Raw genomic sequence first — 14,896 nt, forward strand, 5'->3', positions numbered from 1 at the left:
GCCCAGGGTCCTCGCGCACCCGCCCCAGAGATTTAGCCGACCGAACAATACCGCACATCATTCATAGTAAAATCGGACAACATGGCCGGTGTGGGTCTGGGACAGCTGCTACTGGCGCTGGACGCCACCCTGGTGAGTCTGGTCGACGCGCCCCGTGGCCTGGACCTGCCGGTGGCCTCGGCGGCGCTGATCGACAGCGACGACGTGCGGCTGGGGCTGGCCGCCGCGGCGGGTTCCGCCGACGTCTTCTTCCTGTTAGGCATCGCCGACGACGAGGCGCTGCGCTGGATGGACAAGCAGGCCCGCGACCGCGTGCCGGCGGCCGTCTTCGCCAAGGGACCGTCGAAGGCTCTGGTGGCCAAGGCCGTTGCGGCCGGCGCGGCCGTGGTGGCGGTCGACCCTCGGGCCCGCTGGGAGCGGCTCTATCAGCTGGTCAACCATGTCCTCGAACATCACGGTGACCGGGCCGACGACATGGATGACTCGGGCACCGACCTATTCGGGTTGGCGCAGTCGCTCGCCGACCGCATCCACGGCATGGTCAGCATCGAGAACGTGCAATCGCACGTCTTGGCCTATTCGGCGTCCAACGACGAAGCCGACGAGCTGCGCCGCCTGTCCATCCTGGGCAGGGCCGGCCCGCCCGAGCATCTCGAGTGGATCGGCCAATGGGGCATCTTCGATGCGTTGCGGTCGGGCGGTGAGGTGGTCCGCGTCGCCGAGCGGCCCGAGTTGGGGCTGCGTCCCCGGCTGGCCGTCGGCATCCACCAGCCCGCGCCCGATGTCCGGCGCCCACCCGTGTTCGCCGGGACCATCTGGGTGCAGCGGGGCTCGCAACCGCTGGCCGAAGACGCCGAGGAGATGCTGCGCGGCGCGGCGGTGCTGGCCGCGCGCATCATGTCGCGGCTAGCGGCCCGGCCCTCCGCCCACGCGCGCAGGGTGCAGCACCTGCTCGGCCTCGCCGACGCGGAAACCCTTGCGCACGTTGACGTGGCCGCGATCGCCCGCGACCTCGGCCTCGCCCCCGACGGCGACGCGGCCCTGATCGGTTGGGACGCGGCGGACGGCTCGCCCCGGCACGCCCGGCTCGCCGATGTCATTGCGCTGAGCTCCAGCGCTTTTCGACGCGACGCGCAGGTCGCCTCGTCCGGCTCGCGAACGTATGTGCTCCTGCCCCGGACCCAGAACCGCTCGGTCGCCTCGTGGGTCCGTGGCACCATCGGTGCCATGCGCGCCGAACTCGGCGTGCAGCTGCGGGCGGCCATCGCCGCGCCGATCGCGGGCCTGGCCGGGGTGGCCGCGGCCCGCGTCGAGGTGGACCGCGTGCTGGACAGCGCTGAGCGGCACCCGATTTTGTTCGGTCAGGTGACGTCGCTGGCCGAAGCCCGCACCACCGTCTTGCTCGACGAGATCGTCACGCTGATCGGCGGAGACGAGCGCCTGATCGATCCGCGGATCGTGGCGCTGCGCGAGGACGATCCGGTGCTGGCCGAGACGTTGCGGACGTATCTGGACGCCTTCGGGGACATCGCCGAGGCCGCCCAATCGTTGCGGGTGCATCCGAACACGGTTCGATACCGGGTGCGCCGGATCGAGAAATTGTTATCGACGTCGCTGGCCGATCCCGAGGTGCGGCTGCTGTTTTCGTTGGGGCTGCGCGTCCTGGACGCACAATGAGCGGTCGGCGTCGGGGACTCTTAGATGATTGGCTCGCTTCTGGACGAAGGGGATGCAACAATGCCACCCGTAAGGTGATGACGATGTAGGAAGCCGGTGTGAATCCGGCGCGGTCCCGCCACTGTCATCGGGGAGCGACCCTCAACGGCCACGGCTGGGAAGTCGGAAGGCGAGGCGAGCAGCGATCCGAGAGCCAGGACACTTGCGTCATTGCGTCCTGCGACCCGGGGCGGTGCACCCCGAGAGAGCTGCCAACGTCCATGTCTGTTCCGGCATGGGTGGCCGTTGATGCTGCCACCATTTCGGCGCCTTGTCGCCGCGGGTGTTTTGATCCCCCCGCGGCCGAGCCGGCCGACTCGATCCACTTCGCCACCCCGCCACGAGGTTTCGGCACGGCCGAGGGACGCGATCGATGACCGCGCCAATCTGGATGGCCTCCCCTCCGGAGGTGCATTCGGCGCTGCTCGGCAGCGGACCGGGGCCCGGCCCGTTACTGGCCGCCGCGGCGGCCTGGACCTCGCTGAGCGTGGCATATGCCGAGTCGGCGGACGAGCTGGCCGCGCTGTTGGGCGCCGCGCAAGCCGGAAGCTGGGACGGCCCGAGCGCCGCGGCATACGTGGCCGCGCACGCGCCGTATCAAGAGTGGTTGGCGCAGACAAGCGCCGACAGCGCGGCCATGGCCGCCCAACACGACATTGCCGCCGCCGCCTACACCGCGGCGCTGGCAGCCATGCCGACGCTGCCCGAGTTGGCCGCCAACCACGCCATGCACGCGGTCTTGACGGCCACCAATTTCTTTGGCATCAACACCATTCCGATCGCGGTGAACGAATCCGACTACGCGCGGATGTGGGTCCAGGCCGCCACCGTGATGAGCACCTATCAGAGCGTTGCGACGGCCGCGGTGACCGCCGCGCCGCAGGCCGAACCGGCACCGCAGGTCATGAAGGCCACCGCGCCGGCGGCCGGCTCCGAACGGTCCTCGTATCCCCCGGACACGCAGAACCAGTGGCTGGACTGGTTGCAGCGGACCGGGTTTGTCGACTTCTACAACACCTATATCCAGCCGTTGATCGACCAGCTGATGAACAACCCGTTCCTTCAGTCCCTGTTTTCCGGTTTCGACCCGTGGCTGCCGTCGCTCGGCAACCCGCTGAGCTTCCTGAACCCGTTCAACATCGCGTTCGCCCTCGGCTACCCGATGGACTTCGGTTCGTACTTCGGCTACCTGGCCCAAATGTTCGGCTTCGTCGCGGCGGATCTCGCGGCGGCGTTCGCCTCGGGTAACCCCGCCACGATCGCATGGACCGTGCTGTTCACCACCATCGAGGTGATCGGCACCGTCATCACCGACACCATCGCGTTGATCAAGACGTTGCTCGAGCAGATGATCGTGCTGATCCCGCTCATCGTGCCGCTGCTGACCGTCGCGGTGGTTCCGGTGGTCATCCCCACCTTGGTGGGGGGCCTGTCGGGCCTGACGGGTCTGGCCGGGCTGCACGCCATCCCGGTCGTGCCACTGATTCCGGCCCCGACGCTCGTCCCGCTGGCGCTAGCGCCCACACCGCCTCCGACGCCGGCCCCGGCGCCGGCTCCCGCCCCGGCGCCGGCCTCCGCACCGGCCGCGACACCCGCGCCGGCCGCGCCCGGGGCCCCGCCGCCCACACCGGCGGGCCCGCCGGTGGCCGCGATGCAAGGCCTTGGCTACATGGTCGGTGGCCTGACCGCGGACGCGCGCAGGGCGGCGAGCACCAGCGCCCGCGCGCGCAGGGCGGCGGCGGCCGGCGCCGCCGAGGCCGAGGCGGTGGCGCCAACTGAGGACGAGGCGACGACGAAGCGCCGGCACCGGGTCAAGGTCACCGAACTCGGCCGCGGGTACGAATACATGGATCTCGAGCCCGAGCCGTCGACGGCCTCGGGCCGGCCGGGGCCGACGATGGGATTCGCCGGCACCATGACTACGAAGGCCGCAACCGGACCGGTGGGATTGAGTGCGCCGGTCGCCGACGAATTCGACGACCGGCCGCGCACACCGTTGCTGCCCGGAACCTGGGACGCCTAACCCTATTGGCTATTGGCCGTCTGGGCTTCCTCGAGGAAGTGGTCCACCACGTCGGGGCCATTGGAGTGCAACTTGATGGACAGCTCGAGCAGCCTGTCCTTGACCTGCTTCGGCAGCAGCTCGATCGAGCGGGTGGTGGCCGAGTCGTACTTCGCCCCCGGAAAGCGATGCAGGAGAACATTTTTCTGCTCTTCGGTGGTGTAGATCTCGAGCAGCTTCATGCCGGCGAACGCCTCGATCGCCCGGTCCGCCATTCCGGCATTGGCCAGCGCTTCCAACCGTTCCTCGTTGATCCAGACGTTGACCTTGATCTTCTTTTCGGCAGTGCTCATGGGTTCTCCAATTGGTTCAGCGTGAAGACCGGCAGTCTGTCTTTCAGGTACTCCTCGGTGACGAACGGCGAACCCTGGCCGTACTTCGCGGCGCTGTCCATCACGATTTCGAACACCTCGTGCCGCATCACCTTTTGGGTCGGCTTGACCTCGTCGGTCAGGATGCTCCGAATCAGGCTGCCGCTGAAGCTCTGTGACCGATCGTCGTGTCCGCACAGTGCCGAGTTGGTGACCTCCTGGCAGACCGGGCAGTACCAGTTCTCCCGCAGGAACACCGGTTTGATCCCCAGCTTGCCCCGATATTGCTTGAGGATGTTCTGGGAATCGTAAGGGTGGTAGAAATCGCCCACCCCCGCATGGTCGCGCCCGAACATGTGATGCGTGCAGCCCAGGTTCGTCCGCAGGATCGCGTGAAAGATGGCCTCCCGCGGACCCGCGTAGCGCATGTCCCACAGTGTGAACGACACCAGGTGGACTTCGTCGCGGAAATATCCGCTGGCACGTAACTCGTTCTGCGCCAACAAGATGGCTTCGTCGATGTAATCCCCGACGCGCTTCTGGCCGATGATGGCGTTGACCAGCACGCCCGTGTTCAGGCTGTCGACGGGCTGGTCCTCGTTCGCCGCCAGCCACGCTTGCTTCATCAATGCCTCGTGGCCGGTGTGCGGAACGTTTCGGGTCTGATGGGCGACGGCGCGCTTCCAATCCTTTTTCGCCAGCGCGTCCTTGTGCTGCCGGGGCGTGAGCCAAAAGCTCTTGAACGGTTCGTTGAACACCGGCTCGTTGATGAGCGTGATGTCGCCGCCGATGAAACGATTCGCATAGGCAAGCGTCTTCTTGACGCCCGGATGCCGGGAATCGCTGGTGCCATAAGTCTTTTCGGCCATGCGTTGCAAGTCGTACTCGTAGATCTCGGAGACCTCGAACAGCGCCATCGGGGCGTCGAGATATTCGAGGACGACGCTTTTTCCCTCCGTCACCCCGAAATTCTCGACATCTTCGGCGGACAGATCGAAGACGATCGGGATGCTCCACAGCGTGCCGTCGGGCAGCTCGAAGTCGTCCAGCGTGCCATCCACTTCGCGCCGGCCCATGAACCCCGTCAGCGGGGTGAAGAAGCCGTAGGACAGGCTGATGACCTCGTGCGCGGTGGCCTTCGAAATCGGGATGCGCGGCAACCCGTCGATCCGGCTCGCCGCATTCTCGGTGGATACCCGCTCCACGATCGGCTTGCCGTTATGCCCTTGATAGCTCATGTGATTGACCTCGTTTCGCGTATCGGCGGTTGCCGGTGCGGTGGACGGCTCCCGACGCCGTCGTTGCCGAACCTGTCCGCTAGGCGTCCTGGACGGCGGCCGAGATGACGCCCACCCGCTCGAGATGGGCGATCACTTCCTCGGCCAGCGTGTCCGCATCTTTGTTGCCGCCTTCGAGCCGCAGCTCGGGCTGTGCCGGCGCTTCGTAGGGGTCGTCGATTCCGGTGAATCCTTTGATCTCGCCGGCCCGGGCCTTCTTGTAGAGGCCTTTGGGATCGCGCTGCTCGCATATCTCGATCGGGGTGTCGATGAAGATCTCGTGAAAATCGCCGTCGTTCAGGGTGGCCCGAATCGCGTCGCGATCGCGGACGTAGGGGCTGATGAAGGCCGTCAACGCGATGACACCGGACTCGCAGAACAGCTTCGCGACCGCGCCGATGCGCCGGATGTTCTCCTCGCGGTCCTGGGCGGAAAATCCAAGGCCGAACCGCTTCGCGAACTCGGAGCCGTGCCGCTCTTCGAGCAATTCCGGGCCGGCGTTCAGACCGTACCGGACGTTGTCGCCGTCCAGCAGAAAGCTACGGATGCCCCGCTCGTAGAGCTTCTGCTCGACGACGTTGGCCACGGTGCTCTTGCCGCTGCCGCTCAGGCCGGTGAACCAGATGACGCAGCCTTTGTGCCCGTTGAGGCTCTCGCGCTCGGCGCGGCTTATCTGATGTTCGTGCCAAGTGATGTTGTTGGCCACTTCCAGCTCCTGTTCACAACGTTGCGCGCGGGGACCTGTGCGCGCGGAATCACCCACCGCATCGAGCCTGGCCACACACACCTTCACCATATTGTTTAGCAATGAAATCGGAGTAGAACCAGTCCACGAGTAAAGATGGTCAACTTACGCCAGTTTGTGGCGCGGCTATCCCGCGCCCTGCCTTTATCCGCCCGCGTCGGCTGCCGGCCGAACGGCCGACGGGGCGCAAACCGCCCGGGCCATCGAAAAGCTTTTACCCACAAAGCAATTCGTTGCGCATCGGCCGGCCGGCTACGTGTCGCTGGTTTGTTCGGAGTCCTGCGACTCGGCGTCGTTGGCGGGATCCTCGATGATTTGATAGGCCGGATCGAGCATCGAGATGGCCCGGGTGCCGGCCTGGCGGGCCTTCCCGGTGATCCGCAACACCTGACCGGGCTGTATGTCGGCGCCGCCGTGGCCCGGGCGGAAGGTGACGGTCATTTCGCCGCTGCTGTCCCCGATGACGATCTGTCGGTGGGTGCGGCCGCGGGTCGTCACGTCTTGGACCTCGTTGACGCGCCCTTCGACGCTGGCGCGCTGCCCCGAGATCAGGCCGGCCACCATGACCACCGATCGCGGCCGCTGCGGGTGTTCGTAGGCGTCGACCGTGCGGTCCTCGTCCTGGGACACCCACGCCTCGAGCTTGTCGATCCCTTGCCCGATCCGCTGGTCCAAGGAGCCGGGGTAGGCCTCCCTGATCCGCGATTCGACGTCGTAGGGCACGATCGTCGCCGCGGCGTCGGGAACGAGGCTGACCGCTCGCGCGATCTTGTCGGCGGTGCGGTCGTGCAGCACGCGGCCCAGCAGCCGGGCGAATGTTCGTCGCGGCAGCAGCACCGTCACGTTGGTGCGCGCCTTCTCTTCACGCGCCTTGGCGACCAGCAGCTGAGCGGCCCGGCTGATCCGCCGGTCCGGGCAGTCCACGACGCGCAGCGGGGTGTCGAGTTCGAAATGGTCCCAACGCTTTCGCAGCAGGGCCGCGTGGGCGGGGTCGACCATGAAATGCACCGCGATCAGCTCGTCGGCCCGCAATCCCCTGCCGTAGCGCAACGCCTCGATCACCGCCAGATCGACCGAGTCGACCAACACGAACACCCGGTGCCGCGCGTATTTAACCAGCTCCGGGCGATCGGTGCGGAACATCTCGAGAATGGCCGCCTCGGCCCGATATTCGCGGTTGAGCCGGGTCAGCACGAACACCAATAGCGGGAACACGACCACCACCAGCCACGCGCCCTCGGTGAATTTCGCCACCGCGAAGATGCCCACCACGATCGTCGACAGGATCGCCGCGGACAGGTTGATCGCCAGTCGCCGTCGCCAGCCCGATTCCCGATGCGTCAGGTGGTGTTTGGTCATGCCGTAGCCGGCCATCGAGAAGCCGGTGAACACCCCGATCGCGTAGAACGGCACCAACGCATTCACCGAGCCGCCGGTGACCACCAGCAATGCCACCGACAACGCCGTCAGCGTGATGATCCCGTTCGAAAACACCAGGCGGTGGCCACGTTTGGTGAGTTGCCTGGGCAAAAACCGATCTTCGGCGACGAAATTGGCCAGCGCCGGAAACCCGTTGAAGCTGGTGTTGGCGCCGGTGAACAAGATGGCGGCCGTGGCCGTCTGGACCAGAACATAAAGGACGTCGCCGACCACGCCGTTGCCGAAGACGGCCCGCCCGATCTGCGACAGGACCGAGGGGTACTCGGTCAGGTACGGCGTGGCATGGGTGACGTGGGCCAGGTAGGCGACGCCGGCCAGCAACAAGCCCAGGATGGTCGCCATCGCGGTCAGCACTCGGCGCGCGTTGCGCCCCTGGGGCTTTCGGAAATACTCGACCGTGTTGGAAATGGCCTCGACCCCGGTCAGTGACGAACCGCCGTTGGCGAACGCGCGCAGCAGCACCAAGATGGTGGCGCCCAGCACCAACCCGTTGCCCTGGTGCACCGGCACGGCCCCGGCCATATGTGCGGGATCGTAGATCGGCAGGTTCCCGATGACCGCGCGCACGACGCCGACGACGATGGTCAGTCCGACCATGACGACGAAGGAATACGTCGCCACCGCGAACGGCAATCCCGCTTCCTTGAGGCCGCGCAGGTTGGCGTAACAGATGAGAAGCACTACGGCGACGGTGAGTTCGAGGCTGTAGGGGCCCAGCGCGGGGATCGCCGAAACCACCGCGACGGTCCCCGCCGCCGACTGCACGGCGACCGTGACCACGTAGTCGATCAGCAGCGCCGCGGCGGCGATCTGCGCGACCCGGGGCCCGAAATTGTCGCGCGCGACGATATACGAGCCGCCGGCCCGGGTGTAGGCCATGACCACCTGCCGGTACGAGGCGGCCACCAGCACCAGGATCAGCAGGATCACGCCGGTGATGGGCAGCAACAGCAAAAAGGCGGCCAGCCCCGCGTGGGGTAACAGCTCGATCAGGATCTGCTCGGGGCCATACGCCACCGAGGACACCGCGTCGGGCGAAAGCGCCCCCAGCGCAACCTCATTCGACAACTTCTCGGATGCGATGTCCTCGGTGATCAGCGGCTTGCCCAGGAACACCCGTCTGGCGATGTCCCCCGGCGAGGGTGGGATGCGCAGCTTGCCGGTCGAACTGGTCACGAGCACCGTCCTTACCCCGGGTCGAGAACGTGGAACGCCTGAAGATGCAACGCCTGAAGATGCATTGTGCACGCTCGGCCCGTCTCGGGCCCCGGGCGGTGCGAAAAGGCCGGGCCGGATGCCCGCTAGGCGAGTCGCCGCACGGCGGCGGCGATCCGCTCGTCGCCGGCGGTCAGCGCGACGCGCACGTGCCGCGCGCCGCGGGGGCCGTAGAAATCACCCGGTGCCACCAGGATGCCGCGCTGCGCCAGCCAGGCGACGCTGTCGTGGCACGGCTCGCCGCGGGTGACCCACAGGTAGAGGCCGGCTTCGGAATGGTCGACGGTGAAGCCGGCCGATCGCAGCGCGGGCAGCAGGGCCGCGCGGCGCCGCTCGTAGCGTTCCCGCTGAACCCGCTCGTGGGCGTCGTCGTCCAGGGCCGCCACCATGGCCGCCTGCACCGGCGTGGGCACCATCATCCCGGCGTGCTTGCGCACGGCCAGCAGCTCGTCGACCAGCTCGGGGTCCCCGGCGACGAATCCGGCCCGGTATCCGGCCAGCGACGAGCTCTTCGACAGGGAGTGGATCGCCAGCAGGCCGGTGTGGTCGCCGTCGCAGACCGAGGGGTGCAGGATCGACAGCGGCCGGTCGTCCCAACCCAACCCCAGGTAGCACTCGTCCGAGGCCACCAGGCAGCCCCTGTCGCGGGTCCACCCGACCACCTTGCGCAGGTGATCGATGCCCAGGACACGTCCGGTCGGGTTGCTCGGCGAGTTCAGGTAATACAGCGACGGCGATTGGGGACCCACCTGGGTCAGCGAATCCGCGCGCAGCACCCGCGCCCCGGCCAGCCGGGCCCCGACGCCATAGGTCGGATACGCCAGTTCGGGTACCACGATCACGTCCGCGGCGCCCAGGCCCAGCAAAGTAGGCAGCCAGGCGATGAGCTCCTTGGTGCCGATCACCGGGAGCACGGCCGCCTCGCTGAGCCCGGTGATGCCGAAGCGGCGGTCCAGCGCGGCGACCGCCGATTCGCGCAGCCGGGCGGTGCCGACGGTGGCGGGATAACCCGGCGCCGACGCGGCGGCGGCCAGCGCCTCCTGGATCACCGGGGCGACCGGGTCCACCGGGGTGCCGACGGAGAGGTCGACGATCCCGTCCGGGTGGGCGCGGGCCAGCGCCTTCGCGTCGGCGAGGGTGTCCCAAGGGAACTCCGGCAGGGCCGCCGACACCGCCGGCCGGCGCTTTTTGAGCTGGTGGGGCACCGTGCCGCTCAGTCGCCCTCGCCTTGCGGCGCCAGATCCTTGATCACTTGCGGGTCGTTCTCGGTCATGCCGACCTTGGCCGCGCCGCCGGGCGATCCCAACTCGGCGAAAAAGTCGGCGTTGATCTGCGTGTATTGGCTCCACTGGTCCGGCACATCGTCTTCGTAATAGATCGCTTCGACGGGGCACACCGGCTCGCACGCCCCGCAGTCGACGCATTCGTCGGGGTGGATGTAGAGCATCCGAGCGCCTTCATAGATGCAGTCGACGGGGCACTCCTCGATACAGGCTTTGTCCTTGATGTCGACACAGGGCTCGGCGATCGTGTACGTCACAGACGTCTCCTCCATGTACTAGCCCGTTTACTGGGCTCAACTGTGGGCTGCTGCTGTCCAGCTGGCACCGGTGCGCGTCCGACCGCTGCCGATGAAGCTCTCGGTTACTGATACTAGACGTTGCAGATACAGGTCAACCATTTAGCGCGTCCTCGAAACACCGATTTAAGACCGACAGTCTCGCAGCCCGCGACCGGGCCCCGTTTCGCCGACGGCGAACACCGCCGGCACGCCGCTGAGCTGGGAACTGTAACGCCCACGCGGTGGCCCGCGATACTCGTTGTGTTGCAGGCACCCTCGCGGGGCCTGGTAATCTGAACAACGAAGACGGCAACCGCTGGGCAGACTTTTCTCGCCGTAATAGCGGTGCAATAACTGGGGAAGGTGTCCACACATGAGGCTGTCGTTGAGCAAATTGGGCGTTGCGGTTGGCGGCGCGGCAATGGCGTTGACCGCCGCGGCCGGGGTGGCGTCTGCGGATCCCACCGACGCGATCATCAACACCACCTGCAACTACGGGCAGGTCATCGCGGCGCTGAATGCGACCGACCCGGCAGCTGCCCAACAGCTGAACTCGTCGCCGGTGGCGCAGTCCTACATCCGCAACTTCCTGGCTTCGCCGCCGCCGAAGCGCCAGCAGATGGCCCAGCAGATCCAGGCCATGCCGTCGGCGCAGAAGTACTACGCCGACATCAGCCAGGTCGCGGTCACCTGTAACAACTACTGAGCCGATCGCTTCGCACGAAGCGGTTCAGTAGCCGCCGAGCAGGCGGCGCACGCGCCCCAGGGTTTCCGGCCCGACGCGGTTACGAATGCGTGATATGTCGGCGGGCCTGCGCCCCCACAACAGCAGCACGCGCGCGGCCGCGTCGGTCTCCAAGGTGGCCGGGCCCTCCGGCTCGGCGAGCTCGATGGTGATCTGATCCGGGTCCGCTGCCAACACATCGTCGTCGGTGCCGTCGGCGCGCGGCCGGGAGTCCACGCGCTCACCCGGTTCTTGCTTGGCCCCCTTCATCAGCAGCGGCCTGCCGACCGGGAGCACGCTGTGGGTGGTCATCCACGGCTCGGCCAGCCGGGCCTGGGCGGCCGGTTCGTCCCCGGTGATGTCCCAGCTGTGCAGGACCAACTCTTCGCGCATGGTATACCCGCGGGCACCGCGCGTAAGGCATCAACTGTGAAACGTCGGCTTTGATTGTGCAGCCTGGGCGGAAATTTGCCCGAAATCCCGCCCTAGGCTCACACTCAAAGCCAACGTTTCACACCCAAAGCCAACGTTTCACACTCGCCGCTGCCGAAGCCGCCGTTAAGCCGCCAGCGTCGTGTAGTCGGTGGTGCGTTGGCGCGCCGGGCGGCCGATGCCCTCGGCGATCGCGACGAGCTCGGCCACCGTCTTGGCCGAACCGTGCTCGGAGCCGGCCATCCGGGAGATGGTCTCCTCCATCAACGTGCCACCCAGATCGTTGGCTCCGCCGTTAAGCATCACCTGCGTGCGCTCGACGCCGAGCTTGACCCAGCTGGTCTGGATCTGAGAAATCCGGCCGTGCAACATGATTCGGGCCAGCGCGTGTACCGCGCGATTGTCGCGATGGGTGGGGCCGGGACGCGACGCACCGGCCAGGTACAGCGGCGAGCTCTGGTGCACGAACGGCAACGGCACGAATTCGGTGAACCCACCGGTGCGGTCCTGGATGTCACGCAGCACGTTGAGGTGGCCGACCCAGTGCCGTGGGCTGTCGACGTGGCCGTACATCATGGTCGACGATGACCGCAGCCCCACCTCGTGTGCGGTGGTGACAATGTCGATCCAAAGCGACGTGGGCAGCTTGCCCTTGGTCAGCACCCAGCGCACTTCGTCGTCCAGGATCTCGGCGGCGGTGCCCGGGATGGTGTCCAGGCCCGCTTCACGCAGGCTGATCAGCCACTCGCGAATGCTCAAGCCGCTCTTGGTGACTCCGTTGGCGATCTCCATCGGGGAAAACGCGTGCACATGCATCGACGGCACTCGCGCCTTGACCGCGCGGACCAGGTCGGCGTAGCCGGTGACCGGCAGCTCGGGGTCGATGCCGCCCTGCATGCACACCTCGGTGGCGCCCTCGACGTGCGCCTCCCACGCGCGGTCGGCGACCTCATCGGTGGACAGCGAGTACGCATCGGCGTCGCCCTTGCGCTGCGCGAACGCGCAGAACCGGCAGCCGGTGTAGCAGATGTTGGTGAAGTTGATGTTGCGGTTCACCACGAAGGTCACGTCGTCGCCGACGGCTTCGCGTCGCAACGTATCGGCAAGGGCGGCAACCGCTTCCAGCGCGGGACCGTCGGCGGTGGCCAGCGACAGATATTCGCTGTCGGAGCAGCCGGCGGGGTCGCGTTCGGCGGAACGCAGCGCGGCCAGCACATCGGTGTCTAGGCGTTCTGGCGCTTTGGCGCCCTGCGCGGCCAGTTCGTGGACGTGCGCGCGGATCGATTCCCAGTCACCGAAGGCGCTGTCGATGTCGCTGCGGGTTTCGGTGTTGCGGCCCTGTATGTCGATGGCCGCGTTGAGGTCGACCCGGCCCGAGGAGCCGACGTCGTCGGGCTCCTGCCAGGGCAGCCCCGCCGGGTTGACGTCGCGAGCCAGACCGGTCGCCGGATCGGCCAGCGCCGTCACGTGTCCTTGCACCCGCGGGTCGATCCAGGCCGCCCCCGCCTGCACGTATTTCGGCTGCGCGGTCAGCCGCTGGACCAGCTCGTAACCGGCCTCGGCGGTGACGGCGGCCAGTTCGTCCAACGCCGGCCACGGCCGCTCGGGGTTGACGTGGTCCGGTGTCAGGGGCGAAACCCCACCCCAGTCGTCGACGCCGGCGCGCAGCAGCGCCAGGCACTCGTCGCGCGACACCAGGTTGGGCGGCGCCTGGATCCGCATCCCGGGACCGAGCACCAAACGCGCGACCGCCACCGTCGCCAGGTAATCCTCGATGCCGGCGTCGGGAACGGCGGCCATCGCGGTGTGCTCCTTGGCCCGGAAGTTCTGCACTATCACTTCTTGCACATGACCGAACTCCTTGTGCGCCTTGCGAATCGCGTGCAGGGTATCGGCGCGCTCGGTGAGGGTCTCGCCGATGCCGACCAGCAGGCCGGTGGTGAACGGTATCGACAACCGGCCCGCATCGGTCAGAGTGCGCAGCCGCACGGCCGGATCTTTGTCCGGGCTGCCGTAGTGCGCAAGCCCTTTCGTCTCGAACAGCCTCCGTGACGTCGTCTCGAGCATCATGCCCATCGAGGGAGCTACCGGCTTGAGCCGGGCCATCTCCGACCAGGTCATCACGCCGGGGTTCAGGTGCGGCAGTAGCCCGGTCTCTTCGAGCACCCGGATCGCCATCGCGCGCACGTAGGACAGCGTGGAGTCATAACCCCGTTCGCTCAGCCACTCGACCGCCTCCGGCCACCGATCCTCGGGCCGGTCGCCGAGGGTGAATAGCGCCTCCTTGCAACCGAGTTCGGCGCCGCGGCGCGCGATGTCGAGGATCTCGTCGGGTTCCAGATACATGCCGGCGCCCCGCGCCCGCAGCTTGCCCGGGACGGTGACAAAGGTGCAGTAGTGGCAGGTGTCCCGGCACAGGTGGGTCACCGGGATAAAAACCTTGCGCGAGTAGGTGATCGGCAGCCCGCCGCCCGGGCCGCGGCGCCCGGCCGACTCCAGACCCGCATCGCGCACCCGTGCCGCACTGGCGCACAGATCGGCGAGGTCCGCACCGCGCGCGGTCATGGCGACCGCCGCTTCGTCGATGTTCAGCGCGACGCCGTCGCGAGCCCGTCGCAGCACCCGACGCAGCACAGATGAACCGGCCCTCGGCGAAGCTTCCGGAGAAACCTTGGCCGGCACCACAGGGTTAGGCAGAGCGGTAGGCTCCTCGCCCGGAGTCAAAGGCACCTTGGTGTAACTTCCCCACGATCGAATTTCATCCGCGGTCCCAACAAAAATCGCGGCACCCGTTGGCGGGTCCCTTATGGGCAACAGTCAACAGTAGCGGCACCCCCGCGCCGGCAAGCGGGCGCCATCCCGGCCGAGCGTCAGACGCCCCGCCCACGTCGCCACAGCACCCATACCGGCGGTACGACCCCCAGAATCAGCAGCAGTAAGGCCCCATAGGCCATCAGGCCGCGGCCCCCCAGGATGACGTCGTCGGCCGGGCCGCCCATGCTGATCACCGCCACGGTCAGCAGCCACGTCCACAGCGGCAACGCCGTCAACCGGGACGAGCGGGTCCAGCGGCCGGCGGCCCACACCAGCGCCGCGTTGACGAACCCGGAAATCAGTCCGCTGATGGGAAACGGAACGGTCCCGATGTAGAGAGGCAGCAGCAGAGCTCCGGCAAGTGCGGAGAACACCCCGTCGACCGCCAAGAGGGCCAACACGACGAAACGGATCGCGGGGTCGGTCGCGCCGCTGTCGTCGACGGAGGCGACGCGTGGCTTGGTTTCGGTCAGGTCGGGACGCTGTCGATGTTGGACATGATGGAGCCGATAACCCACTGAAAGCTGTCCAGCCGGTCCTGCCAGTGCTGCAGATTAGGGTCCAGGTCGGGGTCCATGCGAATTCCTTCCGTGGCTGCC

11 protein-coding genes, 1 pseudogene and 1 riboswitch are annotated in these 14,896 nt (G+C 67.3%); of the genes and pseudogenes, 3 read left to right on the top strand and 9 right to left on the bottom strand.

Annotation, left to right across the window (positions count from 1 at the left end):
• Window positions 1-81 precede the first annotated feature (81 nt).
• Together BST14_RS14645 and BST14_RS14650 are read left to right on the top strand one after the other, a co-directional pair.
• Window positions 82-1,677: a PucR family transcriptional regulator gene (locus BST14_RS14645; protein ID WP_083065078.1), complete on the top strand. Its 1,596-nt coding sequence runs from the start codon at window positions 82-84 to the stop codon at window positions 1,675-1,677.
• A 43-nt stretch (window positions 1,678-1,720) separates the two neighbouring features.
• A riboswitch (cobalamin riboswitch) is annotated at window positions 1,721-1,901 on the top strand.
• A gap of 188 nt (window positions 1,902-2,089) precedes the next feature.
• The gene (locus tag BST14_RS14650; RefSeq protein ID WP_083065079.1) at window positions 2,090-3,739 is read left to right on the top strand and encodes a PPE family protein; all 1,650 of its coding nucleotides are present in this window, start codon (window positions 2,090-2,092) and stop codon (window positions 3,737-3,739) included.
• Between the two features lie 2 nt (window positions 3,740-3,741).
• Here BST14_RS14650 and BST14_RS14655 read toward each other — a convergent pair whose 3' ends face one another.
• The 6 genes from BST14_RS14655 to fdxA all read right to left on the bottom strand — a co-directional run bounded on the left by BST14_RS14655 (window position 3,742) and on the right by fdxA (window position 10,306).
• A complete protein-coding gene (locus BST14_RS14655; protein ID WP_083065080.1) occupies window positions 3,742-4,071 on the bottom strand; it encodes a DUF6955 family protein in 330 nt (109 codons plus the stop codon).
• Window positions 4,068-5,327 carry a sulfate adenylyltransferase gene (gene sat / locus BST14_RS14660; protein ID WP_083065081.1) on the bottom strand — a complete coding sequence of 420 codons (1,260 nt, stop codon included), beginning with the start codon at window positions 5,325-5,327 and terminating at the stop codon, window positions 4,068-4,070. The genes BST14_RS14655 and sat overlap by 4 nt, the downstream gene beginning before the upstream one ends.
• Before the next feature lie 79 nt (window positions 5,328-5,406).
• A complete protein-coding gene (gene cysC / locus BST14_RS14665) occupies window positions 5,407-6,072 on the bottom strand; it encodes an adenylyl-sulfate kinase (RefSeq protein ID WP_083065099.1) in 666 nt (221 codons plus the stop codon).
• A 291-nt stretch (window positions 6,073-6,363) separates the two neighbouring features.
• Window positions 6,364-8,727: an APC family permease gene (locus BST14_RS14670; protein WP_083065100.1), complete on the bottom strand. Its 2,364-nt coding sequence runs from the start codon at window positions 8,725-8,727 to the stop codon at window positions 6,364-6,366.
• Window positions 8,728-8,852: 125 nt separating this feature from the next.
• Entirely contained in the window at window positions 8,853-9,938 is a 1,086-nt protein-coding gene (gene dapC, locus BST14_RS14675; protein WP_142279411.1) for a succinyldiaminopimelate transaminase, read from the bottom strand.
• 41 nt (window positions 9,939-9,979) lie between these two features.
• Window positions 9,980-10,306: a ferredoxin gene (gene fdxA, locus BST14_RS14680; RefSeq protein WP_083065101.1), complete on the bottom strand. Its 327-nt coding sequence runs from the start codon at window positions 10,304-10,306 to the stop codon at window positions 9,980-9,982.
• Window positions 10,307-10,700: 394 nt separating this feature from the next.
• Between fdxA and BST14_RS14685 the strand changes: the two genes are divergently transcribed.
• Complete coding sequence (locus BST14_RS14685; protein ID WP_083065083.1) at window positions 10,701-11,033, top strand: hemophore-related protein; 333 nt, start codon at window positions 10,701-10,703, stop codon at window positions 11,031-11,033.
• A 24-nt stretch (window positions 11,034-11,057) separates the two neighbouring features.
• On the opposite strand, the pseudogene BST14_RS14690 reads toward BST14_RS14685, so the two are convergent.
• The 3 genes and pseudogenes from BST14_RS14690 to BST14_RS14700 all read right to left on the bottom strand — a co-directional run.
• A pseudogene (locus BST14_RS14690) lies at window positions 11,058-11,444 on the bottom strand (maleylpyruvate isomerase N-terminal domain-containing protein); the annotation flags it as partial.
• A gap of 165 nt (window positions 11,445-11,609) precedes the next feature.
• Window positions 11,610-14,213 (bottom strand): bifunctional FO biosynthesis protein CofGH, encoded by a 2,604-nt coding sequence (locus BST14_RS14695; protein WP_083065084.1) that lies wholly within the window; start codon window positions 14,211-14,213, stop codon window positions 11,610-11,612.
• Between the two features lie 140 nt (window positions 14,214-14,353).
• Window positions 14,354-14,815, bottom strand: coding sequence for a hypothetical protein (locus BST14_RS14700; protein WP_083065085.1), 462 nt, complete (start codon window positions 14,813-14,815; stop codon window positions 14,354-14,356).
• Window positions 14,816-14,896: the final 81 nt, after the last annotated feature.

Origin of the sequence: Mycobacterium arosiense ATCC BAA-1401 = DSM 45069 (assembly GCF_002086125.1) — a bacterium.
GTDB lineage: Bacteria > Actinomycetota > Actinomycetes > Mycobacteriales > Mycobacteriaceae > Mycobacterium > Mycobacterium arosiense.

What these genes read in the sequence shown, in the direction of transcription:
- BST14_RS14645 (WP_083065078.1), top strand. Translation starts at nt 82, where the DNA reads ATGGCCGGTGTGGGTCTGGGACAGCTGCTACTGGCGCTGGACGCCACC.
- BST14_RS14650 (WP_083065079.1), top strand. Translation starts at nt 2,090, where the DNA reads ATGACCGCGCCAATCTGGATGGCCTCCCCTCCGGAGGTGCATTCGGCG.
- BST14_RS14655 (WP_083065080.1), bottom strand. Translation starts at nt 4,071, where the DNA reads ATGAGCACTGCCGAAAAGAAGATCAAGGTCAACGTCTGGATCAACGAG.
- sat (WP_083065081.1), bottom strand. Translation starts at nt 5,327, where the DNA reads ATGAGCTATCAAGGGCATAACGGCAAGCCGATCGTGGAGCGGGTATCC.
- BST14_RS14685 (WP_083065083.1), top strand. Translation starts at nt 10,701, where the DNA reads ATGAGGCTGTCGTTGAGCAAATTGGGCGTTGCGGTTGGCGGCGCGGCA.